The 25,354-nt window shown below is 67.0% G+C and carries 23 protein-coding genes and 1 tRNA gene; 14 read left to right on the top strand and 10 right to left on the bottom strand.

Going from position 1 to position 25,354, the window contains the following annotated elements; genetic code table 11:
• Window positions 1-504: c-type cytochrome (locus ABY44_RS08685; RefSeq protein ID WP_431641116.1), on the bottom strand; the 504-nt coding region annotated here is incomplete at its 3' end.
• 252 nt (window positions 505-756) lie between these two features.
• Between ABY44_RS08685 and ABY44_RS08680 the strand changes: the two genes are divergently transcribed.
• From ABY44_RS08680 to ABY44_RS08650, 7 genes are all read left to right on the top strand, one after another.
• Window positions 757-832: transfer RNA gene (locus tag ABY44_RS08680), tRNA-Arg, on the top strand.
• Window positions 803-1,072, top strand: coding sequence for a hypothetical protein (locus ABY44_RS08675; protein WP_155638028.1), 270 nt, complete (start codon window positions 803-805; stop codon window positions 1,070-1,072). Before ABY44_RS08680 ends, ABY44_RS08675 begins: the two co-directional genes overlap by 30 nt.
• Window positions 1,069-1,398 (top strand): helix-turn-helix domain-containing protein, encoded by a 330-nt coding sequence (locus tag ABY44_RS08670; RefSeq protein ID WP_060174973.1) that lies wholly within the window; start codon window positions 1,069-1,071, stop codon window positions 1,396-1,398. Before ABY44_RS08675 ends, ABY44_RS08670 begins: the two co-directional genes overlap by 4 nt.
• A gap of 140 nt (window positions 1,399-1,538) precedes the next feature.
• Window positions 1,539-3,203, top strand: coding sequence for a TIGR04222 domain-containing membrane protein (locus ABY44_RS08665; RefSeq protein ID WP_060175015.1), 1,665 nt, complete (start codon window positions 1,539-1,541; stop codon window positions 3,201-3,203).
• A 415-nt stretch (window positions 3,204-3,618) separates the two neighbouring features.
• A complete protein-coding gene (locus tag ABY44_RS08660; protein ID WP_060174974.1) occupies window positions 3,619-4,362 on the top strand; it encodes an acetyltransferase in 744 nt (247 codons plus the stop codon).
• Between the two features lie 30 nt (window positions 4,363-4,392).
• Window positions 4,393-6,333, top strand: a complete 1,941-nt coding sequence (locus ABY44_RS08655; protein ID WP_060174975.1) for a tetratricopeptide repeat protein — start codon at window positions 4,393-4,395, stop codon at window positions 6,331-6,333.
• A 92-nt stretch (window positions 6,334-6,425) separates the two neighbouring features.
• Entirely contained in the window at window positions 6,426-7,088 is a 663-nt protein-coding gene (locus ABY44_RS08650; protein ID WP_027788661.1) for an acetyltransferase, read from the top strand.
• Between the two features lie 10 nt (window positions 7,089-7,098).
• Here ABY44_RS08650 and vioA read toward each other — a convergent pair whose 3' ends face one another.
• The 5 genes from vioA to ABY44_RS08625 all read right to left on the bottom strand — a co-directional run bounded on the left by vioA (window position 7,099) and on the right by ABY44_RS08625 (window position 13,999).
• Window positions 7,099-8,241, bottom strand: coding sequence for a dTDP-4-amino-4,6-dideoxy-D-glucose aminotransferase VioA (gene vioA, locus ABY44_RS08645; RefSeq protein WP_059694444.1), 1,143 nt, complete (start codon window positions 8,239-8,241; stop codon window positions 7,099-7,101).
• Between the two features lie 28 nt (window positions 8,242-8,269).
• Window positions 8,270-10,609 (bottom strand): tetratricopeptide repeat protein, encoded by a 2,340-nt coding sequence (locus tag ABY44_RS08640; protein ID WP_060174976.1) that lies wholly within the window; start codon window positions 10,607-10,609, stop codon window positions 8,270-8,272.
• Between the two features lie 254 nt (window positions 10,610-10,863).
• Window positions 10,864-11,163: a flagellar protein FliT gene (locus tag ABY44_RS08635; protein ID WP_060174977.1), complete on the bottom strand. Its 300-nt coding sequence runs from the start codon at window positions 11,161-11,163 to the stop codon at window positions 10,864-10,866.
• Window positions 11,164-11,188: 25 nt separating this feature from the next.
• A complete protein-coding gene (gene fliD / locus ABY44_RS08630; RefSeq protein ID WP_060174978.1) occupies window positions 11,189-12,697 on the bottom strand; it encodes a flagellar filament capping protein FliD in 1,509 nt (502 codons plus the stop codon).
• Between the two features lie 132 nt (window positions 12,698-12,829).
• On the bottom strand, window positions 12,830-13,999 hold the full coding sequence (locus ABY44_RS08625) for a flagellin (RefSeq protein ID WP_060174979.1): 1,170 nt from the start codon (window positions 13,997-13,999) through the stop codon (window positions 12,830-12,832).
• A gap of 520 nt (window positions 14,000-14,519) precedes the next feature.
• Here ABY44_RS08625 and rpsU point away from each other — a divergent pair.
• Window positions 14,520-14,732, top strand: coding sequence for a 30S ribosomal protein S21 (gene rpsU / locus ABY44_RS08620; protein WP_006401410.1), 213 nt, complete (start codon window positions 14,520-14,522; stop codon window positions 14,730-14,732).
• Window positions 14,733-14,869: 137 nt separating this feature from the next.
• Here the strand turns inward: rpsU and ABY44_RS08615 are convergent, their stop codons facing one another.
• Complete coding sequence (locus ABY44_RS08615) at window positions 14,870-16,993, bottom strand: TonB-dependent siderophore receptor (protein ID WP_060174980.1); 2,124 nt, start codon at window positions 16,991-16,993, stop codon at window positions 14,870-14,872.
• Window positions 16,994-17,220: 227 nt separating this feature from the next.
• Here ABY44_RS08615 and ABY44_RS08610 point away from each other — a divergent pair, with 227 nt between their 5' ends.
• Window positions 17,221-18,456 carry a PepSY-associated TM helix domain-containing protein gene (locus tag ABY44_RS08610; protein WP_060174981.1) on the top strand — a complete coding sequence of 412 codons (1,236 nt, stop codon included), beginning with the start codon at window positions 17,221-17,223 and terminating at the stop codon, window positions 18,454-18,456.
• A 127-nt stretch (window positions 18,457-18,583) separates the two neighbouring features.
• Here ABY44_RS08610 and ABY44_RS08605 read toward each other — a convergent pair whose 3' ends face one another.
• Complete coding sequence (locus ABY44_RS08605; protein ID WP_059490251.1) at window positions 18,584-19,186, bottom strand: DNA-3-methyladenine glycosylase I; 603 nt, start codon at window positions 19,184-19,186, stop codon at window positions 18,584-18,586.
• Between the two features lie 142 nt (window positions 19,187-19,328).
• Between ABY44_RS08605 and ABY44_RS08600 the strand changes: the two genes are divergently transcribed.
• Entirely contained in the window at window positions 19,329-20,210 is an 882-nt protein-coding gene (locus ABY44_RS08600; RefSeq protein ID WP_060174982.1) for a BadF/BadG/BcrA/BcrD ATPase family protein, read from the top strand.
• 144 nt (window positions 20,211-20,354) lie between these two features.
• On the top strand, window positions 20,355-21,179 hold the full coding sequence (locus ABY44_RS08595) for a Cof-type HAD-IIB family hydrolase (RefSeq protein ID WP_048025307.1): 825 nt from the start codon (window positions 20,355-20,357) through the stop codon (window positions 21,177-21,179).
• A 118-nt stretch (window positions 21,180-21,297) separates the two neighbouring features.
• On the opposite strand, the gene aqpZ is transcribed toward ABY44_RS08595, so the two are convergent.
• Window positions 21,298-22,038, bottom strand: a complete 741-nt coding sequence (gene aqpZ, locus ABY44_RS08590; protein ID WP_021162848.1) for an aquaporin Z — start codon at window positions 22,036-22,038, stop codon at window positions 21,298-21,300.
• A gap of 304 nt (window positions 22,039-22,342) precedes the next feature.
• Between aqpZ and ABY44_RS08585 the strand changes: the two genes are divergently transcribed.
• A complete protein-coding gene (locus ABY44_RS08585) occupies window positions 22,343-22,639 on the top strand; it encodes an H-NS histone family protein (RefSeq protein ID WP_021162849.1) in 297 nt (98 codons plus the stop codon).
• Window positions 22,640-22,752: 113 nt separating this feature from the next.
• Here the strand turns inward: ABY44_RS08585 and ABY44_RS08580 are convergent, their stop codons facing one another.
• Complete coding sequence (locus ABY44_RS08580) at window positions 22,753-23,817, bottom strand: glycosyltransferase family 4 protein (protein ID WP_059528163.1); 1,065 nt, start codon at window positions 23,815-23,817, stop codon at window positions 22,753-22,755.
• Window positions 23,818-24,480: 663 nt separating this feature from the next.
• Between ABY44_RS08580 and flhD the strand changes: the two genes are divergently transcribed.
• On the top strand, window positions 24,481-24,801 hold the full coding sequence (gene flhD, locus ABY44_RS08575; protein WP_027788649.1) for a flagellar transcriptional regulator FlhD: 321 nt from the start codon (window positions 24,481-24,483) through the stop codon (window positions 24,799-24,801).
• Window positions 24,802-24,897: 96 nt separating this feature from the next.
• On the top strand, window positions 24,898-25,354 hold a 457-nt coding region (gene flhC, locus ABY44_RS08570; RefSeq protein ID WP_431641114.1), incomplete at its 3' end, for a flagellar transcriptional regulator FlhC.

Below are 25,354 nucleotides of genomic sequence, written 5' to 3'. Positions count from 1 at the left end.
GGCCGGTGCGGCCGGTTCGGGGAAGTTCGCGCCGTCGTTGTTCGCCATGTAGACGATCGCACGGGCGATTTCATAGTCGCTGACGTCGTCGGGGCTCGTGCCGCCGCGCGGCGGCATCGCGCCCTTGCCGGCCAGTGCCGTCTTCAGCAGCGTGTCGAAGCCTTGCGAGATGCGCGGCGCCCAGTCGTCCTTGTTGCCGAATTTCGGCGCGCCGGCGGCGCCCGTGCCGTGGCAGGTCACGCAGACGGCCTTGTAGACAGCCTCGCCGGTCTTGTACGTGCGGGGCGCGTTGGCGTCCTTCACTTCGACCTGTGCGAGCGGGGCGATACGCGCGGCGACCTGCTCGTCGGATAGCGCGTCCGTGCCGGCGCCGGCGCGGAACGCATGGTTCGCATAATTGGCGAACAGGACGATCAGGATGATCGGAATCGCGAACGACGCGATGATGACGGCAATCAGCTGCCCGGGGGTTTTGACGGGAGATTCGTGGGGTGCTTCGCTCATGCTTGCCTCGTCTCCGTGAATAGGAATTGTGAGCGCGGTGCAACGGCAAAATGGCAGTCCAATGAAGCACGGACGATTATAGACGGAACGTTTACATCACGGCGAGCGGCGCGATGGCGCGTGTTTACCCGCACGCAGCGCGGTGCGGCGGGGATTCGTCGGGCAAGGTGGACGCGTCATGGGAAACCGGGTATCCTTGCCGTCTTGCCAATCGTGGGCGGCCTGTATATCGGGGTCGTTTCACTGTCTCACGCGCCCGTAGCTCAATGGATAGAGTACTGCCCTCCGAAGGCAGGGGTTGCTGGTTCGATCCCAGCCGGGCGCGCCAAAACATGCCTGTTCAGGCGTCCGGCGGTTTCGCCGTCTCATCCGCATCACCATTTCCCCGCTTGCAGTAATATTCCGGCCGGCTATCAGCATGGCGGTTTCCGATCGCGTGCATCCGACCGGGCGAAACCTTGCGCCGATGTCGTTCGACGCACCCGAAACCCGCCTGAAACGCCGATTGAACATGTCGACCGAAACGACGAACAGCCGCCCGGAAGCCGGCGCCGCGATCACCGCATGAGCAAATCCCTCCCAGTCCAGATCATCAACGGCCCTGACGGCGCGCCAGCCTTCGTCGTGATTCCGTACGCGGACTATGTCGCGCAGCGGTGCGCCGCACGCGACCTGATTCCGCACGAGCTCGTGACGCGCGTCGTGTTCGACGGAAGCTCGCCCGCGCGCGCGTGGCGCGAGCATCTCGGCCTGACGCGGGCCGAGGTCGCGCGGCGGATCGGCATCAGTCGCTCGGACTACGCCAAACAGGAAAAGCGCGAGAAGCTGCGCAAGTCGATGCGCAAGAAGATCGCGGCCGCGCTCGACATCACGATCGCGCAGCTCGACTTCTGACCCGCGGCGCAGCGCCGCAAGCGGCCCTGCATGCAGGCCCGGCACGCCGTCGCGCCGCCTCGCCGATGTGCGAGAATCCCGCGCAACGACAACTCCAAGCGTCGATCGCGGCGGCCGTCCGCGCATCGCGCCGACTCCCGATGGCTGCCATTCCGTCTACCTCGACCGCAGTCGATGCCCGCGCGCTGACCGATGCGCAGCACGCGCTGCTCGCGCGTCTGCACGCGTATTCCCCTGACGACCCGAACGCGCCGCTGCCGTACAGCCGGCGTCTTGCCGAAGCCGAAGGCTGGTCGCATGCGCACGCGCTGGCCGTGATCGACGAATACAAGCGCTTCGCGTTTCTCGCGCAGGCGGCCGGACACCCGGTCACGCCGTCGGTCGCGGTCGATGCCGCGTGGCATTTCCACCTGCAATACACGCTCGAATACTGGGACGTCTTCTGCGCCGGCGTGCTGCGCGCGCGGCTGCATCACATGCCCGGCACGGGCGCGCCGGACGAGGCCGCCGCGTACGCGCAGCGTTATCGCGACACGCTGGACAGCTATCGCCGGCTGTTCGGCTGCGAGCCGCCGGAGTCGATCTGGCCGCGGCCTGCCGGCCTGCGTGCCGCATCCGGATCGCCGCGCCCGGAACCGTCGGCCGCGAACGGGCTGGGGGACGCGAACTCGCCGGCCGCCGTGCCGGCGCGCAGGACCTGGCGCGACCGGCTGCCGAAACTCGCCTGGCCGGCTGCCGCCGCGAGCGTCGCCGCGACCTGCGCATCGGCGCAGGACTTCAACGTGCTGAACTACGCGGGGCCGCAGTTTCTCGCGTTCTATGTGCCGGCGTGCGTCGTCGCGTTGTTGTTGATCGTCGTGCTTCAGGCGATCGAGTTCCGCTGTCGACGCTGGGGCGGGCATACGCGCAAGGCGTCGGCCGACCTGAGCACCGACGAAGTCGCCTATCTCACCGGCGGCGAGGCACGGGTCGCCCAGGTCGTGACGATGTCGCTCGCGCAGGCGGGCGCGGTCGACCTGTGGACCGCCCCCGGGCAGGGTGGCTACGTGCAGATCGCCGACATGGAACGTGCGGGGCGCCATGACGACCACTGCGCGTGGCTCAAGGAGCAGCCGTCCGGCACCGTGAGCTACGACGTGTTTCGCAAGCGACTCGCCGGGTATGCGCAGGAGGTCGTCGACGGAATGCGCGCACAAGGCTGGCTGTGGGCACCCGGCGAGATGCGCGCGTCGCGCCTGGCCGCGCGTGCGATCGTGCTGATCGTACTGGGCACGGGGGCCGCGAAACTCGCGATCGGCCTGAGCCGCGGGCGGCCCGTGTTGCTGCTCGCGGTCTGCATGGTGGTGTTCGCGGTCGCGTACCGGATCGTCGTGCGGCGGCTGACCGGTTTTGGGCGGGGTGGGGCGACGGCTGCCGGGCGGGCCGCGCTGCTTGCGCGCCGGATCGCGCACGATCCGCGCGCCGCGCGAAATTCGCAGCGCCCGCAACCCTTGCAACCCGATGCGCACGCAGCACAGCAGACGCAGCAGACGCAGGACCGCGAACGCGACGACCCGGACCCGTTGCTGTGGACTGCCGCGCTGTTCGGTGCGGGTGCGCTGGCCGGCACCGCCTGGTCGGTGTATTCGCAAACCGTGCAGACCGCGTCGCGGATGTCGTCGCTCGCCGCGCTGAAAGCTGGCAGCGGCAGTGCGTTCGATGCATCGGACAGCAGTTGCTCGTCGTCGAGCTGCAGTTCGTCGAGTTCGTGCAGTTCCAGCTCGTGCAGTTCGAGTAGTTGCGGCGGGTGTTCGTCGAGTAATTGAGTGCGGGAGAGTGAGCGGCGCACACCGGTGGTGAAGGCGGCGGCAGCACATCGCCACGGCGGCCGGCTCCGGTGACGGAACGTGCTGGCCGGATCGAAGCGGCGCCTCCGCCGACGTGTGAGCATCACGAAGGAAAACCGGGCGCCAACGCTCGAGCGCGAAATGATTCGCGCGCCGGCCGCTGCCGGCAATTCCTCATCGACGCGTGGTACGTCAAGCCGTGGGCATGCGAGACCCCACCAGCCCCTATCTCCGGAACAGAAGCCAGAACGCCGTTCTTATTCGTTGTCGGTTGCCGTCGCCGGCTTTCTATACTGCATCGTCCCTGCTCGCGGCCGATGTGCCGCGACGTTTTCCACCGCCGTTTCGAGCGGCCCGGCATCGAGCCGCCGCACCGGCACACTTGCGACCGCGAATGAACGTTACGACCTCCGACGATTGTATTGGCGTGCTGCCTGACCATCCGTGGGCGAAGCATTTCATCGTGCTCGGCTACCGGGATGGTGCCTTTTCGGCGATTCCGAACAATTTTTTCCGCAACTGGGTCGATGAAGAGGCGCCGATGGGGACGTGTCATATCGGCCGGTGCTCGTCGATCGGTGTGGGTTCGATCGCAAAGTACGATCGGGACGTTCAGAAACTCGTGATCGGCAAGCACGTGGCTGGCGGAATGCGTCTGCGATTCCTGTTGAATGGCCAGCACGAGATCCGGACCATTTCCACGAGCCTGTTCAGCCTCTACGGTAACGGCCTCGAGAATCCGCCGATGCCGCAATACGCGGACACCGTGATCCACAACGACGTCTGGATCGGCGACGAAGCGCTGTTTCTTGGTGGCAGTCAGATCGAGAGCGGATGCGTGATCGGCGCGCGGGCCGTCATCCCGCCCAATTTCCGCACCGAGGCGTACGGCATCTATGCCGGCTCGCCGGCCCGTCTGATTCGCTTCCGCTTCACGGAAAAAGTGCGCGAACGACTGCTGCAGCTCGCGTGGTGGGACATGCCGCTCGACTGGATCAAGCAGAACAACGACGCATTTCTGGTCGATCTCACCGCCGACGAAGAGCGCGCACTCGACACGCTCGCAGCGCTCCAGGAAGCCAGGGACCGGGCCGTCAGCCAGCCGGGCCAACCGGCCGCCGTGCCGGCGTCCGTCTGAACGTCCGTTCGCCGCGCGGCGCCGCATGACATGACCTCTGCTTCCGACGAATCCGCGCTGGTTCAACACGCCGCAACCCGGTGCCAGAACGGACAGTTCGCCGACGCGCTGTCGCTCGTCGCGCCCCTGCTCGACCGGCCGGCGCCGGCAGTCGCGGCGCTGCACATCGCGGCCGTCTGCGCGCTCGGCCTGAACCGGCTGGCCGACGCGGAAGCATGGTGGCGGCGCGCGATCGACGCGATGCCGGCGTTCGAGCCGGCCTGCGACGGCCTCGGCGCGTTGCTCGTGTCACAAGGGCGCCTGGCCGATGCAGAGGCACTCCTGCGCCGGCAGCTCGCGTCCGTCACGCCGTTGCGGGCGTCGCACCATCACCGGTTCGGCAAGGTGCTCGAAGCGCTCGGCCGGCTCGATGAAGCCGAGCAGGCATTCGGGCAGGCGCTGCTGATCGAGCCGCAGTCGGCCGACGTGCTGACCGATCTCGGCAACCTGTTGCGTGTGCTCGGCCGCCAGGCCGAAGCGGAACTCGCCTACCGGCTCGCGATTACCGTGCGCACGGACTCCGTGCTCGCGCACGCCAATCTCGGCGCGATCCTCGTCGACATGCAGCGGCTGCCGGAAGCGGAAGCCGCCAGCCGCCAGGCGCTCGTGCTGTGCCCGGATCACCCGGAGGCGCACTACAACCTCGGCGTCGCGCTGCAGAACCTCGATCGCCTGCCGGAAGCCGAAGCGGCCTATCGCGACGCGATCCGTTGCCGTCCCGGCCTGCCGCAGCCGCACAACAATCTCGGCTGCGTCCTGCGCGCGCAGGGCCGTCACGACGAAGCGATGGCCGTGTTCGCCGAGGCGCTGTCGCTCGCTCCGGACATGGCCGAAGTGCACTACAACCTCGGCACCACGCTCGCGCATGCCGGCCGCCACGACGACGCCGAACGCGCGTACCGCCGCGCGCTCGAACTGCGTGCGGACTATGGCGATGCGCGTTTCGGCCTGGCGACGCTGTTGCTCGGCCTGGGCCGGTTCGAAGAAGGCTGGCGGCGCTACGAATCGCGCTACGAACACGCGGCGTTCGTGCACCGCCGGACCCGCGAGGTGCTGCGGTGCGCGCAGTGGCAGGGCGAGCCGCTCGCCGGCAAGGCGCTGCTCGTCTGGCAGGAAGACGGCCTGGGCGACATGCTGCAGTTCAGCCGCTATTTCGCGGAATATCGTGCGCGGCACGCGGCGCGCGTGGTGTTCGCGTGCCAGCCCGCGCTGCATCGGCTGATGGCGACGGTCGACGGCGTCGACGCGGTGCTCGATCACGAGACGGCGACGGCGCAAGCCGCGCAGTTCGATTACTGGACGAGCCTGCTGAGCACGCCGATGCACATGGGCACGACACTCGACACGATCCCGCTGCCGGTGCGGCTCGCGCCCGATCCGGCCTGCGCCGCGCGCTGGCGCGCACGCGTCGATGGGCTGCCGGCCGGCCCGCGCGTCGGGCTCGTGTGGAAAGGCAACCCGAAGCATCACAACGACGCGCACCGCTCGCTGCCGTCGCTTGCGTTGCTGACGCCGCTTTGGAGCGTGCCGGGGGTGAATTTTGTGAGTCTGCAGAAAGGGCAGGGCGAGGACGAGGCGCGTCAGCCGCCGGGCGGCCTGCCGTTGCTGCATCTGGGCTCGGAGATTGACGATTTCGCGGATACGGCCGCGATCGTCGCGCAACTCGATCTCGTGGTGTGCGTCGACACGTCCACCGCGCATCTGGCCGCGTCGCTCGGCAAGCCTTGCTGGGTGCTGCTGCCGAATCAGGACGTGGACTGGCGCTGGATGCACGGCCGCGACGATTCGCCGTGGTATCCGGGCACGGTGCGGCTGTTCCGGCGCGGGCGCGACGAGAGTTGGATCCGGTTGGCCGAGCGCTTGCGGGCGGCGTTTGCCGCGCATTTTGCAGCGGGTCGCGTGACGGCGGACGAACCGGCGCCTGTCGTCTGACATGATGGCGCGCGCCGCGCGGGTGTGGCGACGCGGCATACTGCGGGGAACGCGGCAAGGCCGCCCCTGCTTTCAGATCAATCGAGGCCCTTGTGGAAAACATCGTCATCGTCGGCTCGTCCGGTCACGCCAAGGTCGTGATCGACATCGTCGAACAGGCTGGCCGGTACCGGATCGCCGGGCTGATCGATTCGTTCCGGCCCCGCGGCGAGGAGACCCTCGGCTACGCGGTGCTGGGCGCCGAACGCGACCTGCCGGATCTGGTCGGTGCGCACGGCATCGCCGGGCTGCTGGTCGCCATCGGCGACAACCACGCGCGAGAGAACGTGACGGCCGCACTTGCGGCGCTCGTGCCGGGCCTGCCGTGCGTGTCGGCGGTGCATCCGGCCGCATGCATCGGCAAGGCGTCGACGATCGGCGCGGGGACGGTCGTGATGGCCGGCGCGGTGATCAACCCGTGCTGCACGATCGGCAGCGGGTGCATCGTCAATACGAACGCGTCGCTCGATCACGACGGCACGATGGAGGATTTCTCGAGCCTCGCGCCAGGCGTCGTCACGGGCGGCAACTGCCGGATCGGCCGCGGTGCGGCGATCGGCCTCGGTGCGATGCTGCGGCACCGGATCGCGGTGGGCGAGCACGGCGTCGTGGGCGCGGGCGCGGTCGTGCTGCACGACGTCGAGCCGTACACCGTCGTGTACGGCAACCCGGCCCGCCGGATCCGCGCGCGCGCGGCCGGCGAGCGTTACCTGTAGGCGTCGCGCGTCAGCGCGCGATCAGCTCGACGATACGGCGGACCATGTCGTCGGTGAGCGCCGGGTAGATCGGCAGGCACAGCACCTTGCGCGCGGCCTCGGTCGCGACGGGCAGGTTGTCGCGGTTGGCGGACGGCAGCCCGCGGTACATCGGGAATTCCGAAATCAGCGGATGGAAGTAGCGGCGCGCGTACACGTCGTAGTCGCGCAGCTTCCGGTACAGCCCGTCGCGGTCGAGCGGGTAGTCTTCGTCGACGAGGATCGCGAAATACGCGTGGTTCGCGACGGTCTGGCCGCCGAGCGGCACGCAGCGGATGCCGCGCACGTCGGCGAGCAGCGTGCGGTACAGCGTGTCGATTTCGCGGCGGCGCGCGAGTGCGCCGTCGATGTGCTGCAACTGCAGCATCCCGAACGCGGCGTTGATTTCGCTCATCTTGCCGTTGATGCCGGGCGCGACGACCGTGACTTCGTCGACGAAACCGAAGTTCTTCAGGTGATCGATCCGTTGCTTGGTCTTCGCGTCGGGGCAGATGATCGCGCCGCCTTCGAACGTGTTGAACACCTTCGTCGCGTGGAAGCTCAGCACCGACAGATCGCCGTGGGTGAGCACGCTGCCGGTGGTGTTCTGCACGCCGAACGCATGCGCGGCGTCATAGATCACGCGCAGGTTGTAGTTGTCGGCGATCTTCTGGATTGCGTCGACGTCGCACGGATTGCCGTAGCAGTGCACGGGCATGATCGCGGTGGTTTGCGGCGTGATCGCCGCCTCGATGCGCGCGGGGTCCAGGTTGAGCGTGCCGGGCGTGACGTCGACGAATACCGGCTTGATGCCGTTCCACAGCAGCGAATGCGCGGTGGCGACGAACGAATACGGCGTCGTGATCACTTCGCCGTTGATGCGAAGCGCCTGCAGCGCGGTGACGAGCGCGAGCGTGCCGTTCGCGAACAGCGACAGGTGCGGCACGCCGAGATACTCGCACAGCGCGCGCTCGAACTGCTGGTGGAACGGGCCGCCGTTGGTCAGCGTGCGGCTCTCCCAGATCTTCTCCAGGTACGGTACGAATTCGTCGAGCGGCGGCAGGTGCGGCTGCGTGACGTAGATGCGTTCGTGCGGCAGTTGCGCGACGGACGACGCGGGCAGGCTGGCGGTCATGATGGTCTCTCTCGATCTGACGTGAGGTTCAGGCCTCTGCCGCGGCCTGTGCGGTGGTCATGTCGTCGAACAGCGGCGTGTCGAATGCGGTCGCGGGTTCGCCCGCGCACCAGCGGGTCCACATCGTGCGCAGCGCCGACGACAGCCCGGCCGCGACGACAGCCGGCCGGAACGCAGCGGACTCTCCGCAGCGCGCGCGCAGGCCGGCGCGAAGCGCCTGCAGCGCGGCGGTGTCGCGGCCGAGCGCCAGCGCCCTCGCGACGAAGTCGTCCTCGTCCGTCGCGATGTACGCGTCGAGCCCGACGTGCTGCAGCCAGCCCGCGCTGCCGCGCCCGGCCATCGTCGCGCCGGGGATCGTCACGGTCGGTACACCCATCCACAGCGCGTTCAGCGTGGTCGTCGAACCGGTGTACGGGAACGCGTCGAGACAGAGGTCGACGCCGTGATGCTGCTGCATGTAGACGGGAATGTTCGAGCGCCGGTGGAACGTCAGGCGGCCGGCATCGATGCCGGCGGCTGCGAACCATTCGGTCAGCGTCTGCTGGTCGCGGTCGTTGTCGAGCGCGCCGAGCGCCATGCGCGCGGTCGGGTCCGCGTGCAGCACGCGTGCCCAGACCTGGATCACGTGCGGGCTCAGCTTGTTCAGGCGGTTGAAGCTGGCGTACGTCGTATAACCGTTGTGCAGCGCCGGCAGCACGTTGACGGGCGGGCAGTTCGGCGGCGGCATGAACGGCGCGATCGCGGGTAGCCGCACGATCTGCTCGACGAACTGGTCGTCGAGTGCGCCGTGCGGCGCGACGAAGCGGTCCGTCAGGTAGTAGTCCATCGCCGCGAGGCCGGTCGTGGCCGGATAGCCGATCCACGATGCCTGAACCGGCGCGGCGCGCTGCGCCAGCGCAACGAGCCGGTTGCGGCCGGTATGGCCCGACAGGTCGATCACGATGTCGATGCCGTCGTTGCGCACGCGTTCGAGGAAGGCCGAGTCGCTCATGCCGGCGACGTTGCGCCAGGTCGTCGCGTGGGCCTTGAAGCGTTCCGACGTGTGATCTTCCTCGAAGTGATTGTGATAGAAGTGCATCGCAATGCCGGGGTCGGCCGCGAGATGCTCGATCACGGGCACCGCGTAGGAGGCGACCGCGTGGCTGAACAGGTCGCCTGACACGAAGCCGACCTGCAGCTTGCGCGCCGGATCGCGGGGGTTCGAGAACACGGCCGCGCGCTTGCGCTTTTGATTGTCGTAGCGCTTGCCGAACTTGCGGTGCTCCGCCACGAGTGCCTGCGGATCGAATTCGGTGCTGTGCGCGATACTGAACAGCATGCTGCTGTGAGTGACGCTGTCGGTCGGGTTGATTTCGATCGCGCGCCTCAGCCAGCCTATCGCTTCCTGCGTTGCACCCAGTTCGAGCAGCACGAAGCCGAGCGTGCCGCACGGCGCGGCCGCACCGGGCGCGAGTTCGACCGCGCGCCGACAGGCCGCGAGCGCTTCATCCGTGCGGCGCAGCGCGAACAGCACGAGACCGCGAATCCGCATGGCCTCTTGGTGATCGGGCTGAAGCTGGTACAGGCGCGTGCACTGCTCGTCGGCTTCCGAGAGACGGTTCATCGCCCGTAGCGTATCCGCGAGCAGGATGCGCACGAGGACTTCATCCGGCAGCAGTTCGACCGTGCGAAAGCCTGCCTCGATCATCTCCGCGAAGCGGCCTTCCCGGTGAAGCGATGCGGACAGCGCTCGCCAGCATGCGCCGTCTTCCGGGTAGTCGGCGACCAGTTTCCGCGCAAGCGCGGTGGCTTCAGCGTGCCTGTTCTTGGCGAACAGCGCTGCGTGCTTTTGCAGCAGCGTCTGATTGGGGCGGCGGGCAGACTTGCCGGAGTCGCTCCGCCCGGCCGCGGTTTCCAGGACGATCGCCGCGTCGATTCCGCTTGGGGCGGTCGCGACCGCTGCAGTTGCGAGCACGACATCGGGTGACGCCAACTGGGCGATCAGGCTGTTCAGCGCGGGCCCGTGCACGCCGCGTTGTTGCGCGATTTCGACCGCGATCCATGCGGCGGCCGTCTGCCCGCTGCGATGCAGCGCGTGAATGTAGCTGACCCAGTAGTAGCCGTTGTCCGGGCTTGCGCCGAGGGCGGCTTCGAAATGCGGTACCGCATCAGCCGCCTGGCCCATATCGGCCAGCAGCACCGCGAGGTTGTAATGCGCATCCCCATGCGCGGGCATCGCGTCGAGGATGGCCTCGTACAGCGCCCGGGCGTCGTCGAACGCGCCGCTGCGATGGCGCTCGAGCGCGTTGCCCATGACGAGCGCAATGTCCTGCGCAAGCTGCTGTTCGGGCGTAAGCGTGGCGGAGGCGGACAGGTCGAGCGAGAGCATGATGGAATCTGCGGAAAGTCGGTCGATACCATTATCGGTAGCGCGCCGCTGCGCCGATGCCGCGAGATGACGGTAAAAGCCCGGTCAGTTTGGCCGATTGAACGGCCTGCCGCGGGGCCGGGCGGCGCGACTGGCGGCACCCAAAAAAAACGCCCGCACAAGGCGGGCGGAGGCGAACGAGCACGCCCTCACATCAGCGCGTAGTTCTTGTTGTCAGGTTGGTGCGCCGCCAGTGATGCGGCGCCAGGCACGCGTCAGCGGCTCGCGATGCTCTGGTACTGGCCGACGGCCTGCACGCGGCCCATCGCCGCCTGGTATTCGTTGGTCAGCTCCTGCTGCGCGCGTTGCGCGTCGGCGAAGATGCGCGCGTTGCTGGCCTGAATCCGGCGGATCGCGGCGATGCCGGCCGGCGGCTGATCGGCCGCGAGCGACGTAACGAGCGGCTCGCGCAGGTCGACGAGGCGCGCCGCCTCGATCCAGTCGGCCATCGCGGCCGAATGTTCGATCGCGTCGGTGAGCGCGTCGAGCTGGGCGATCAGTTCGGTCTGTTCCATCGTGGCTCTCCTGTCCGGCCGGCGGTCAGCTCTTGTTGCTCGACAGCGCGCCGGCACTGTTCGTGCCGCCGAACAGCTGCGTCAGGTACTGCGAGTTGCTGTTCATCGTCGCCATCAGCGTGTTGAGCGCGGTGAATTGCGCCTGGTACTGGCTGGTCAGCTGCGCGACGTAGTTCGACAGGTTGGTCTGCTGCGTGGCGACGCTTTTCAGGTCGTTGTTGAGCGCGGTCGTGCGTGCGGCGATCAGCCCGCCCGTCTGCGTGTAGTTCGTGATGTCCTTCGTCAGCTGCTGGCCGATCCCGTTCGTCGAGTTGAACAGCGACGCGACGCCGGTCGGGTTGTTCTGCAGTGCGGAGTTGAGCGCGGTGCTGTCGACCTGCAGCGTGCCGTCGGCCTGCAGCGTGACGCCGATCGACGCGAGGTTGACCGTCGAGCCGTTGCTGCTCACGCCGCCCGCGACGACCGACGCGAGTGCGTTGCGGATCGTGTTCAGCGTCGAGTCGCCGAGCAGCGGGCCTTGCGACGACGCGCCGGCCGTGAAGCTCGACAGCGAGCCCATCGTCGTGACGAGCGTGTTGTAGAGCGTCACGAAGTTGTTGATCGCCGACGCTTGCGTCTTCGTGTCGGTGGCGACCGTCAGCGTCTGCGGCTGCGTGCCGCTGACGGCCGCCGAGGTCAGGTTCAGCGTGACGCCGGTGATCGCGCCCGTCACGGTGTTGCTCGCGCTCGTCGCGGCGATGCCGTTGATCGTGAAGGCGGCGTCCTGCGCGGCGGTGCTTTGCTTCCAGGCGGCGCTGCTGTTGGCGGACGCAATGGACGACTGGCCGCCCGTCGTGCTGGCCGTCGACGTGACGCCGAGGCTGGAGAGGCCGTTGTCGCCGGTCACGTTGCTGACCGTGACGCTGATCGCATTCGCCGCGCCGGTCGGCGTCGAGCTGAGCACGAGGTGCGCGCCATCGCTGCCGTTGACGACGGACGCGACGATGCCCGGGTTGCCGGTCGTGTTGTTGATCGCGGCGGCGATGCCGGACAGCGTGTTGTTGTTGCTGCCCACGTTGACCGTGAACGACTTGCTGCCGAGCGACAGCGTCATCGTGCCGGTGCCGAGCGTCGTCGACGCACCGAACGCGGCCGACGACAGCGACTGCGACGTCGCGATCTGCGTGACGCCGACCGAATAGCTGCCGGCGACGGCGCCGGCGCCCGCGGTCGCGGTCAGGCCGGTGCCGCTCGCGGTGGCGGTGAAGGTGTTCTGCAGCGAGCCGTTCGACAGTGTCGTGACGCCGGCCTGGAGTGCGCTCAGCGCCGCCGAAAGGGCGCCGTACGCGGAAATCTGGGTGTTGTCGCTGGCCTGCTGCGCGCTGAGCGCGGCGGTCTGGCCGGCGGTCTTCGCATTGACGAGCGCCGTCACGAGCGAGTTGACGTCCATCGACGAGTTGCCGGTCGATCCGCTGATGATCGATTGGGCAGCCTGTTGCAGCGCGCTGTTGGCCGAGCTGTTGGCGGCGGTGACGGCGGGATTGATCGTCGACATCGTAGTGCTCCGTGCGGCGGGTAGTCCGTGAAATTCTGGATAAGGACCTGGCGGCGGGGCAACGCCCCGCGCGCCAAGTGACGACGGCCGGGCCGCGCGTTACGCGGGGCCCGGCCGTGGGTTGCTACGCGATTACTGCAGGAGCTTCAGGACCTGCTGCGGCAGCGAGTTTGCCTGTGCGAGCACCGAGATGCCAGCTTGTTGCAGCACCTGGTTCTTCGACATGTTCGCGGTTTCCTGCGCGAAGTTCGCGTCGGTGATCTGCGACTGTGCCGACGACAGGTCGGTCGATTCTGCCTGCTGCGCCGTGGCGATTGCCGTGAAGCGGTTTTGTGCCGCACCGAGCTGTGCCTGAACGTTGTTCACCGTTTGCAGCGCGTTGTCGATCGACACCATCGCGACGTTCGCGCCGCTGACGGTGCTGATGTCGAGGCCCGACACGGTTGCCGGCTTGTTGACGGCGTTGATCTGCGCAACTGCGTTCGTGGCCGCGGTGAGCGCCGCTGCCGACATGCTGGCGCCGCCGACGCTGGTTGCGCTCGTTTGGAGCGTCAGAGTGCCGACTGCCGCGCCCGTTCCGCCCGTTGCGTTTGTGCCGAACACGGACTGGGCATAGGTTTGCGAGATGGCGCCGCCGTTCTGGTCGGTGAACGTGTAGCCACCCTTGCCGTCCGACAGCACGTTGATCGCGGTAACCGTTACAGCCGCCGCCGCCGTCGTGTACGCGCCGCCGCTGTCGAGGCTCAGGCCCGTCACCGTGCCGACCGTCTGGCCCTTCTGCACCAGGCCGCCGCCGATCTGTGCTGCCGACATGCTTTGGCTCAGGTCCAGCGAAATCGTCTGGCCGACGTTCGCGCCAACCTGGAACGACACGATGCCTGCGTTGCCGTTCAGGATGTTCGTGCCGTTGTACGTCGTTTGCGACGCGATACGGTTCACTTCCTGGATCTGTTGCGCAACTTCCTGTTGCAGTGCCGCTTGGTCGGTCGAGGACATCGTGCCCGTCGATGCCTGGACGGCCAGCTGGCGGATACGTTGCAGGCTGTTCGTCAGCGACGACAGTGCGCTCGATGCCGTTTGAATCATCGACACGCCGTCGTTCGCGTTCGACACGCCCTGGTTCAGACCGTTGATCTGGGTCTGCATCCGGGTCGAGATCGCGAGGCCTGCTGCGTCGTCTGCCGCGCTGTTGATGCGCTTGCCCGACGACAGGCGGGTGATTGCCTGGGACAGGGCGTTTTGCGAGCCGTTGAGGTTCTGCTGTGCAACCAGCGAGTTGATGTTGCTGTTAATTCCGAGCATGGAAAAATCTCCTGTGTAAGCCGAAAGCCCTGGAAAGCCGTTTTGGCGTCGGCGGAAGCACTCGTTCATTGCTGGCCGCCTCAGAGCAGGATTTCGGCGCACCAAAACAAAACTTGAGGGGCGCGTTGAGATTCGGCCCGATTTTTTATCCTTCTTTGTCATTTCGGACCGACCCGGCGCGATGCCGGATGGGCGGGGCCCGAGAGCGGCCTCGGCACGCAGTCGTTCGCCTGTGCACACGTAATCGACAAAAGGGTGGTTTTGTCTGTGATTCCCTGCTATGATGGCGGGCTGAATTGAGATTTCTGTCAAGCCTCTGCCGTTTTCGGCGTGTCTGCTGGCAGTCAAACGCGGCGCTGCACGCGGCTTGTGAAGCGTACTCGCGGTGCTTTCCGCCTCTCTTTTCCGGCCTCCGAGGCCGTATTTCCGCTCGTTTCGCCTGTTTGTGGGGACGCTCGGATGGCCGGTGCGTGGCGCTTGGCCGCTACGTTTTTGACCGTTTAAGCAATTTAGGAACGACATGACGACGATTCTTCTGAAAGAAAACGAGCCGTTCGAAGTGGCGATTCGCCGCTTTCGCCGTGCTATCGAAAAAAATGGCCTGATCGCTGAACTGCGCGAGCGCCAGTCCTACGAAAAGCCGACCGCAGTCCGCAAGCGCAAGAAGGCAGCAGCCGTCAAGCGCCTGCACAAGCGCCTGCGCAGCCAGATGCTGCCGAAGAAGCTCCACTAAGAGCGTCTGACGGTTCGCCGCGAAACGGCGGAGCGAGCTTCGAAAGAAGCCGCTCCGCCGTTTTGCTTTTGCGGCTCGGGAAAATCCCGAGGCCGCCGCGGTGCGGCCATGCCGGCCTGCGGCCGCCGGCGCGGGGTTCAGAAGTCGATCTTCGCGCTCAGGCTCACCGTGCGCGGGTCGCCCGGCTTCACGTAGTCCGCGTACTGGTATTCCCAGTAACGGCGGTTCAGCACGTTGTCGATCGACGCGCGCAGCGTCACGTCGTGGCGGCCGATCCGCGTCAGGTAACGCGCCCCCGCATTGACGACGAGAAAGCCCGGGGCGTCGAGGCCGCCGGCCGCGCGCAGCGGCGTCGCGCCGGTGAATTTCGCATCGACGCCGAGCGTCAGCCCCGGCACGCCGGGCACCGCATAGCCGATGTCGCCGGCGAGCACGAAACGCGGTGCGCCCGCGACGCGGTTGCCGTTGTTGCCGATCCCGTTCGCGTACCACGCGTCGAGCAGCATCGCGTCGACGCCCGCGTTCCAGCGCGCGCCGAATTTCGCGCGCGCACCGAACTCGATCCCCTGAATGACCGATTCGCCGTCCTGCACGTAGACGTTCGCCGCGTTCGCATATTCGGCGCTGCGCTCGATGCGGAACAACGCGGCCGTCGCGCTCCAGCGCGCGTGCTCGCTCTTGATCCCCAGTTCGTACTGTTTGCTGCGCAGCGGCTTGAGCACCTGGCCGGCGTTCGCGTAGACGTCGTTCACGCGGCTGCCGGGTTCGAGCGATTCGGCGTAGCTCGCGTACGCGGTGGTCGTCGGCGCGAGCTTGAACATCACCGCGAACGTCGGCGTCACCACGCCGTTCTGGCGATAGCCGGGATCCTCGGCGCCGCTCGCCTGGAACGAGCGCTGCTCGTAGTTCATGTAGCGCACGCCGGCGAGCACCGACCAGCGCGCCGTGAGCTGCACGGTGTCGCTCGCGAACAGCGATTTCTGCACGATCTCGCTCGTGCGGTACTGGACGAAGCCGTGCGGGCTGTCGTAGCGGTACGGATTCGGCGCATACAGGTTGCCGGCGCCGAGCGGCACGAACACGCTGTTCGCCGAATAGTCGTTCGCCTGCTTCTGCCACGACGCGCCGATCACGATCTGGTGGCTGAACGCTCCCGTGCGTACCTTGCCCTCGACCATCGCGCGCCACTGGCTGAAGCGGTGATCCTCCATCCCGACGTAGCGGCTGTCGGTGTAGTTGCCGGCTGCATCCTGCAGGTACAGCGTGCTTTCGTTGCGGCGGCGCGTCGCCTTGCTGTAGCTGTACGCGACGTCGAGCTGCCAGTCGGGCGCGAACTGGTACTGCAGCCCGGCCGTATAGAGCTGCAGGTTCGTGTTCAGGTACTGGTCCCTGCCGCCGAGGTTCGTCGTGCCGCCGCTGATCGTCGCGGGCAGCACGCCGCCTGGATAGCTGCCGGTGAAGATCGACGGCGTCTGGCCCGTCGTGCGGCGATCCTGGTACAGCGCGCCGACATTCACCGACAGGTTGCGCGTCAGGTTCGCCTGCAGCGCGAGCGATACGCTGTCGCGGCGGATGTTGCCGTCGTTGTACGTCCTGCCTTCCTCGTGCGTCGCGTTCAGCCGCGCGCCGAACCTGCCGTCCGGCCCGAAGCGCTGGCCAAGATCGACGTGCTCGGTCCACACATTGGTGCTCCGGTAGCCGACGTCGACGCTGCGCACGGGTTCGGCGCCAGGCTGCTTCGTCACGTAGTTGACGACGCCGCCGGGCGTCACGAAGCCGTACAGGAAACCGCCGAGCCCCTTCAGCAGCTCGACGCGATCGAGCTGCTCGTACGGCATCGTGATCCCGTACGTGACGAACGGCAGCCCGTCGATCTTGTAGCCGTTCTGCCAGTCGAGCTGCATGCCGCGTACGGTCATGTAGCTGGCCCACGCGCTGTACGCGCCGCTGTTGTCGGACACCGACGCGTCGTTCGCGAACACGTCGCCGAGCTTGTACGGCTGGCGTGCCTCGAGTTCCTCCGACGTGACGATCGTCGTCGAGAACGGCGTGTCGAGCTGGCGGCGCGTGCCGAGCGCGCCGGTGGAGACCGTGTCGGTCAGGTGCTGCGGCGAGTCGTGCGCGGCCGTGACGTTGACGGCAGGCAGCACCGTGGCGCCGCCGGGAGAATCGTCCGCGTGCGCGAGCGACGCGGCAACGCAGGCAAGGGCGGCGGCTATGCGACGTGGACGGACGGGAGGGCGGGCGAGGCTGACGGTCATCGTGGATAAGTAAAAATGCAAGTAAGAATCATTCGCATTGCGATAAAATGCCGCGCATCGTACCAAAACCCGTCGAACGCGCAACAATTCCATGCCGCGTGCAAGGGCATCCGGCCTCGCCAGCGACGGCCGGCACCGCTCGTGCGCGGTGCGTGACCTCAAATGACCTGCATTCCGTTGATCCGGGGCCGCTCGTGCCGGCCCGCTTTCCCTTTGCCGGGGGCGCGATGAATGCGTTCCTGCGACCGTTTCTCGTCCGCCTGCATCGCTGGTTCGGCCTCGCGATCGCGCTGTTCCTGTTCGTCGCGGGGCTGACCGGCGCACTGATCGCGTGGGACCACGAGCTCGACGCGCTACTGAATCCGGACTTCTACACCGCACGCAGCGATGCGGCGCCGCTTGATCCGCTCGCGCTCGCGGCGCGCATCGAGGCCGCCGATCCGCGCGTGCAGGTGACCTATCTGCCGCTCGCGATCGAACCGGGCCATACGCTGCAGGCCGGCGTGATGCCGCGCACCGATCCGGCGACCGGCCGGCCGTACGCGCTCGACTTCAGCCAGATCGCCGTCGATCCCGCGACCGGCGCGGTGCAGGGGCGCCGCGAATGGGGCGCGCTGTCGCTCGCGCGGCTCGACCTGATGCCGTTCATCTACCGGCTGCACTACTCGCTGTTCCTGCCGGTGTACGGCGGGATCAACTTCGGGTTCTGGGTGATGGGCGTCGTCGGCATCGTGTGGGCGATCGACAGCCTGATCGCGCTCGTGCTCGCGTTTCCGAACCTGAAAAGCTGGCGCAAGTCGTTCGCGTTCCGCGTGCGGCGCGGCGGCTATCCGCTGGTGTTCGACCTGCACCGCTCGGGCGGCGTGTGGGTGTGGGGGCTGCTGCTGGTCGTCGCGGTCACGTCGATCTCGATGAATCTCGCCGTGCCCGTCGTGCGGCCGCTGGTATCGCTGGTGTCGCCGCTCGCCGAGACGCCGTACACGAACCCCGAACACTTCCCGCCCGCGCCGCCGGGCAGCACGATGCTGCCGCGCGAGCGGATCGTCGAGATCGCGCGCGCGGCCGGGCGCGACGCCGGGATCGCCGCGCCGCCCGGCGCGCTGCTGTTCGCGCCGGCGATGAATGCCTACGCAGTCGGGTTCTTCACGCCCGGCAACGATCACGGCGACGTCGGGCTCGGCAACGCGTGGCTCTACTGGGACGCCGTGACCGGCAAGCCCGTCGCCGCCCAGGTGCCGGGCCGCGGCTCGGCCGGCGACCTGTTCATGCAGGCGCAGTTTCCGCTGCACTCGGGGCGGATCGCCGGCGTCACGGGCCGCGCCGCGGTGAGCGTGCTCGGGATCGTCATCGCGATGCTGAGCGTGACGGGCATTTGCATCTGGGTGAAGAAGCGCAGCGCGCGCGTGCGGGCCGCACGCAGTGCGCGGGCGGTTGCGCCGGTGCCGTCGCGCGCCGCGAGGTGAGCGGTTGCGCGTTGCGCATCGTTTCGTGAGGGGGCGGCGGGCGGCCTGATCGGAATTGCCGGCATAACCGGCATAACCGCCGCAGGGGCCGCGGCGAACGACGGGCGGCCGGCGGATGCCCGCGCCGTCAGCCCGCCTTGCGCCGGCGTGCCGGCTGCTTGCCGCCGAGCGCCGCGCATTGCGCGTGGCACGGGCAGCCGACCTCGTGATCGTTGACCATGCCGGTGGCCTGCATCAGCGCATAGCAGATCGTCGAACCGACGAACTTGCAGCCATACGCCTTCAGCGCCTTGCTGAGCGCGTCGGACTGCTCGGTCGACGCGGGCGCGTCGCGGTACGACTGCCACGCGTTCTGGACCGGCGTGCCGCCGACGAACGACCACAGGAACGCGGCGAGCGACCCGTGCTCTTCCCGGATGCGCTGCACGGCACGCGCATTGGTGACCGCCGATTCGACCTTGGCGCGATTGCGCACGATGCCGGGATTCTCGAGCAGCTTTTCGATGCGCTTCGGCGTGAAGCGCGCGACGGCATCGACGTCGAAATCCGCAAAGGCGTCGCGATAGCCCGCGCGCTTGTTCAGGATCGTCGACCACGACAGCCCGGCCTGCGCCCCTTCCAGGATCAGCATTTCGAACAGGTGGCGATCGTCGTGCGACGGCACGCCCCACTCGGTATCGTGATAGTGAGCATCCGCTTCAGTCTTCACCCAGTTGCACCGCTGCGACATCGTCTGCCTCGTTTTCAGTGTCGATTCGATCGCGCCAGCATAGCGGAAGCCCTTTTCACGGAACAGCCGGCCGAACGGCAGATGGGCGCGCGGCGCCGATCCGGTTAAGCTTGGCGCCTGTTCGAATCAGCGGGATGAAGGCATGGCGGCATTACTTTTTGCGATCGGGATCGACGGTGGCGGCACGGGCACGCGCGCGGTGCTGGCCGACCGGCACGGGCGCGAGCTCGCGCAGGGGCGCGGCGGCCCGTCGGGGCTCGGGCTCGGCATCGAGCGCGCGTGGGCGTCGATCGGCGTGGCCTGCGCGGACGCGTTCACGCAGGCCGGCCTCGCATTCGACTGGCCGCAGTGCGCGCTCGGCTGCGGGCTCGCGGGCGTCAACAATGCCGCGTGGCTCGCCGCGTTCCGCGCGCAGGCGCCGCTCGGCGCGCTCGCGGTCGAGAGCGACGCATATACGACCGTCGTCGGCGCACACGGCGGCGCACCGGGGCTCATCGTCGCGCTCGGCACCGGCAGCATTGCGGCGGCGCTCGATGCGGCCGGCGCCTGCCGGATCGCGGGCGGCTTCGGCTTTCCGTCCGGCGACGAGGCGAGCGGTGCGTGGCTCGGCGTGCGCGCGCTCGCGTATGCGCAGCAGGCGCTCGACGGCCGCGTACCGCGCGATGCGTTCGCGAACGCGTTGCTCGCGGAAACGGGCGCGCAGGATCGCGACGCGCTCGTCCAGTGGTCGTGCGATGCGAACCAGACGATCTACGCGCGGCTTGCGCCGATCGTGTTCGCGCACCGTTCGCATCCGGTCGCGGGCGCGCTGATCGCGCAGGCGGGCGACGAGATCGGCAAGATGATCGACGCGCTCGATCCGCAGCAGGCGCTGCCGGTCGCGCTGTGCGGCGGCCTGGCGGACGCACTGGCTCCGGCCGTGCCGGCGCGCCACGCCGCGCGGCTGCGCGCGCCGCTCGACGATTCGGCGCACGGCGCGCTGCGGCTCGCGCTGCAGGCGCTGCGCGAGGCGGAAGGCAACTGAAGCAACTGAAGGCATTTGAGGACAGCTGAACGCGCACCGAAACCGGGCCGACGGCGGCGATCGACCGGGAACCGTCCGGCGGGCAACCGGGCACGACGTTAGAATGGCCGTTCCGCAGAGCCCTGAGCGCCATTCTTCCGTCCCATGTACAAAGTCATCGCCACCGATCTCGACGGTACCTTGCTGAACAGCGACCACCAGCTCGATCCGTACACGATCGACACCGTCCGCCGGCTCGACCGCGACGGCCTGCAGTTCGTGATCGCCACCGGGCGCCACTACGCGGACGTCGCCGGCATTCGCGACGTGCTCGGCATCCGGCCGTACCTGATCACGTCGAACGGCGCGCGCGTGCATGCGCCGGACGACACGACGATCCACGCGCAGGACATCGATCCGGCAATCGTCCGCGGCCTCGTGCAGCCGGATATCGTCGGTGCGCACGGCCGCGTGATCGTCAACCTGTTCACCGACCAGGGCTGGCTGATCGACCGCGACGCGCCGCACCTGCTCGAATTCCACCAGGATTCGGGCTTCCGCTACGACGTGATCGACATGGCCGCGCACGACGGCACGGATATCGCGAAGGTGCTGTACATCGGCGATCCGGCCGATCTGGCGGTCGTCGCGGAGCAGATGCGCGTGCGCTTCGGCGATGCGCTGTACGTCACGTACTCGCTGCCCGACTGCCTGGAAGTGATGACTGCGAACGTGTCGAAGGGCCGCGCGCTGCGCTCGGTGCTCGCGCGGCTCGGCGTCGACACCGGCCACTGCATCGCATTCGGCGACAACATGAACGACATCGACCTGCTCGAAACCGCCGGCCACGCGTTCATGATGAACAACGCGAACCCCGACCTGGTCGCGCGGTTGCCGCACATCCCGCGGATCGGCAACAACTTCGACGCGGGCGTCGCCCGTCACCTGCGCACGCTGTTCTCGCTCGAAGGCAACGCCGCCGCGTCCTGAGCGTCCGCCCCGGGCGGAAATGAAAAACGGGCGCCAGCGGCGCCCGTCGAAATTACCTGCCTCTATCTTCTTGGACAGCGTGAGGCTCGCTGCTCTGCTCGCTTGACCCCGTAGTGATTTATTCGCTTGTGCGAGCGGATGCCGGCAGCAGGTCGACGGCGTTGTCACGCCCCGCGACCAGCGGGTAGATGATCCCGGCGAGTGCCGCGCCGATGATCGGCGCCACCCAGAACAGCCAGAGCTGGCCGATTGCTTCGCCGCCCACGAACAGCGCGGGGCCGGTCGAGCGGGCCGGGTTCACCGACGTGTTGGTGACCGGAATCGAGATCAGGTGAATCAGCGTCAGGCAAAGGCCGATCGCGATCGGCGCGAAGCCGGCCGGTGCGCGCTTGTCGGTGGCGCCCAGGATCACGAACAGGAAGAAGCCCGTCATCACGACTTCGCAAATGAACGCCGCGCCGAGTGCGTAGTGGCCGGGCGAGCGCTCGCCGAAGCCGTTCGTCGCGAAGCCGCTGCCGACGACGTCGAAGCCCGGCTTGCCGGTCGCGATCAGGTACAGCACGAATGCGCCGAGCGTCGCGCCGACAACCTGCGCGACGATGTACGGCACGAGATCGCGTGCGGGGAAGCGGCCGGCGACCGTCAGGCCGACGCTCACCGCGGGATTCAGGTGGCAGCCCGAAATATGGCCAATTGCGAATGCCATCGTCAGCACGGTCAGGCCGAAGGCAAGTGCGACGCCGGCAAAGCCGATGCCGAGGCCCGGAAAGGCGGCGGCCAGCACGGCGCTTCCGCACCCGCCGAGCACCAGCCAGAACGTGCCGAATGCCTCTGCAGCGAGACGCTGAGAAAGATTCATGTAAGGACCTCGTTCAAGTTCAAGTGGATTGAAGGCGACCGGACGATGCGACGGATTTAAACCGTCATCCGGAATTGGTCTGGATTATAGGAAATGAATCGGGTGGGGGAGGGTCAACGATTGTTAAATTTTAATGGCTGACGAATGCCCTTATTAGAATAAGTCCGCATTCTCGATATAGTCGAATCGGTTAAAGATGGCAGCATTAATTTCGAAGGGCAGGGCGGCAGTGCGGATGGCGTAACGGATGTTGGTGTCCCGGCCGGATTCGCCGGGGCCGCATCATCAAAAGGGGAGTCGAAAAATGTCTCAATACGCGAAACTCAAGGCGCAGATCGCGGATCTGCAGGCCCAGGCGGATGATGTGCGCCGCCAGGAAGTGGCGGCAGTGATTGCCGAAGTCCAGCAAAAGATTGCCGAATATGGACTGACTGCCCAGGATCTGGGCTTCGCGGAGCGAGCGAAGCGCGGGCGCCCGCCGAAGAAGGCGCCGCTGCCGCCGAAATACCGTGACCCGAAGTCGGGCGCGACCTGGAGCGGGCGCGGCAAGCCGCCGAATTGGATCGTCGGTAAAAACCGCGATCGTTTCCTGATCGAATGACCGAATGACCGAAAACCCAAACAAAAGAGCCGCATCGAGATGCGGCTCTTTTGTTTGGCGCGCCGATTGCGGCGCGGATTGGATTACGAAATATTTCTTCGCGGATTTCCGTATCAGGCGCCGGCGACGCGGCGCAATGCCGGTTGGCGCGCTCCCGTGCAAAGCGATTCGTAAGTTTCGACATAACGCTGCGCCATTGCCTTCGAACTGAAGCGCGTATCGAAACGTTCGCGGATCGCAGTGCGCGACAGGCTGTCGATCCGGTGCAGCGCGCCGACCGCACCCTGTACGTCCTCGACGATGAAGCCCGTGACGCCGTCCTCGATCACTTCCGGCACCGAGCCGCGGTTGAATGCGACGACCGGCGTGCCGCAGGCCATCGCCTCGATCATCACGAGGCCGAACGGCTCCGGCCAGTCGATCGGGAACAGCAGCGCCTTCGCGCCGGACAGGAACGCGGGCTTCTGCGCCTCGTTGATCTCGCCGATGAATTCGACATGCGCCTCGCCGAGCAGCGGCTCGATCACTTCCTTGAAATAGTCGGCGTCCGCCTTGTCGACCTTCGCGGCGATCTTCAGCGGCAGGCCGCTTTGCGCGGCGATCCGGATCGCGGTGTCGACGCGCTTTTCGGGGCAGATCCGGCCGAGGAACGCGAGGTATTCGGGCTTCACGCCCGGCTGCGGCGTGAGCAGCGTGTCGGGCAGCCCGTGATACACGGTGCCGGCCCACGCAGCCTGCGGCAGCGGCTTGCGCTGGTTGTTCGAGATCGACACGACCGGCGCGTCGGGGAACGCGTCGAACACCGGCTGCAGTTCCGGCAGGTCGAGGCGGCCGTGCAGCGTCGTCACGTACGGCGTGTCGAGGCGCGACATCAGCGGGAACGGCAGGTAGTCGAGGTGGAAGTGCAGCACGTCGAATTCGTGCGCGACCCGGGCGACCTGCTCGAGGAGGCGCATATGGGGCGCCATCGAATCGCGGATCGACGGATCGAGCCGCAGCGCGCGCGGCCAGGCCGCCTCGAGGCGCGCCGACGTGACGGAGTCGCCGCTGGCGAACAGCGTCACGTCGTGGCCGAGTTCGACGAGCGCCTCGGTGAGGTAGGACACGACACGCTCGGTGCCGCCGTAGAGTTTCGGCGGAACGGCTTCGTAAAGCGGCGCGATCTGGGCAATTCGCATGGGTGTTCTCCTGTTTGATCCGGGGGCACGAGGGTGCCGATGCGGATCCCGTGCAAGGTTGCGGAACTCGCCGACGCACGCGGTTGGCGGTACGTGGCCGTGCCCTGGGCGGGGTGCGCGGGGCGCCGGACGGCAAGCTGCGGGGCGGGCCGGCACGGCTCGCGCCGCCGCCCATTGGAGTCCATTATCGATATCGCCCTGAGGGGTTCGAGTGTTTTTTCAAACACTTAAGGCTTGTTACACGATGAAATACGCAAAAACCCCGAGAAAAAGGGCGCGGAATCAGGAATGGAGACAGATGCAACTATTGTTGCGTCATCGTGAAAAAGCACTATAATTTTTACCGATTCGATTGCCGGCAGCCTTGCCCGGAAAGCCTTTCGTTATTGCACCGAGGCCATTGGATCCATCGCAGCCGAACCCGCGCCGGCACTTGCTTTCCCGACTGAAGCTTTCAATTCGCCTTGTCGGAAAAATTCCTACACGGTTTACAGACAAATCCTGCATGGCATACGCCACTTCGCTGATACCGGCATAAATGCCGTTTGGCCAAAATTCGCCCTGTAAGACTATAAACGAGCCGACTGCGCGCCCAGAGCGCCCTGATCGAGCAAACGTTTTCATAACACGAATGGCCAAAGAAAGCTCTTTAACGGGGGAATCATGAGCGCTACCAGCGAAATGCTCAGTGAGATCAAAGAGGTCAACCTGTCGTACCTCCTCCTCGCGCAACGCCTGCTGCGGGAAGACAAGGCGATGGGCATGTTCCGCATGGGAATTTCCCAGGAACTGGCCGACGTGCTCGGGAACCTCACGCTCGCCCAGACCGTGAAACTCGCCGCGTCCAACCAGATGCTGTGCCGCTTCCGCTTCGATGATCACGCGCTGCTGTCGTCGCTCGCCGACAAGGGCCGCAGCGATGTCGTCGCGCACGCCCACTCGGCCATCCTGATGGCCGGGCAGCAGGTCGAAGGCGTCCGCTGATCCATCACCCCGCCTTGCGTTGAGTCCCGGCGTGTCGCGCCGGCGGACAGCGTATTGGCTACCCATCCGAATCACGTCAAGCGGACGGTTATCACCATGGCAAGCAAAAGCGTCGTGATCGAGGTGAAGGAAATCACCCTCGCCATCGAACTGATCGAACTGGGCGCCCGGCTGCAGTTGCTGGAAGCGGAGACGAGCCTGTCGCGGGATCGTCTGATCAAGCTGTACAAGGAACTGAAGGGCGTGTCGCCGCCGAAGGGGATGCTGCCGTTCTCGACCGACTGGTTCATGACGTGGCAGCCGAACATCCACTCGTCGCTGTTCTACAACATCTACCGGTTCATGCAGGACCACGGCCGCTGCGAGCCGATCCAGTCGATCGTGAAGGCGTACCGGCTCTACCAGGAGCACGTGAACCTGTCCGGCGACGAGGCCGCGCTGAGCCTCACGCGCGCGTGGACGCTCGTGCGTTTCTTCGATTCGGGGATGCTGCAGATGACCCCCTGCACGCGCTGCGGCGGCCACTTCGTCGCGCATGCGCATGATCCACATC

Source organism: Burkholderia sp. ZZQ-2 (genome assembly GCF_050768715.1).
In the GTDB taxonomy this organism is placed as follows: domain Bacteria; phylum Pseudomonadota; class Gammaproteobacteria; order Burkholderiales; family Burkholderiaceae; genus Burkholderia; species Burkholderia cepacia.
Note: the sequence above shows the minus strand (reverse complement) of the source record. Positions and strands in the feature narration are given on the sequence as shown.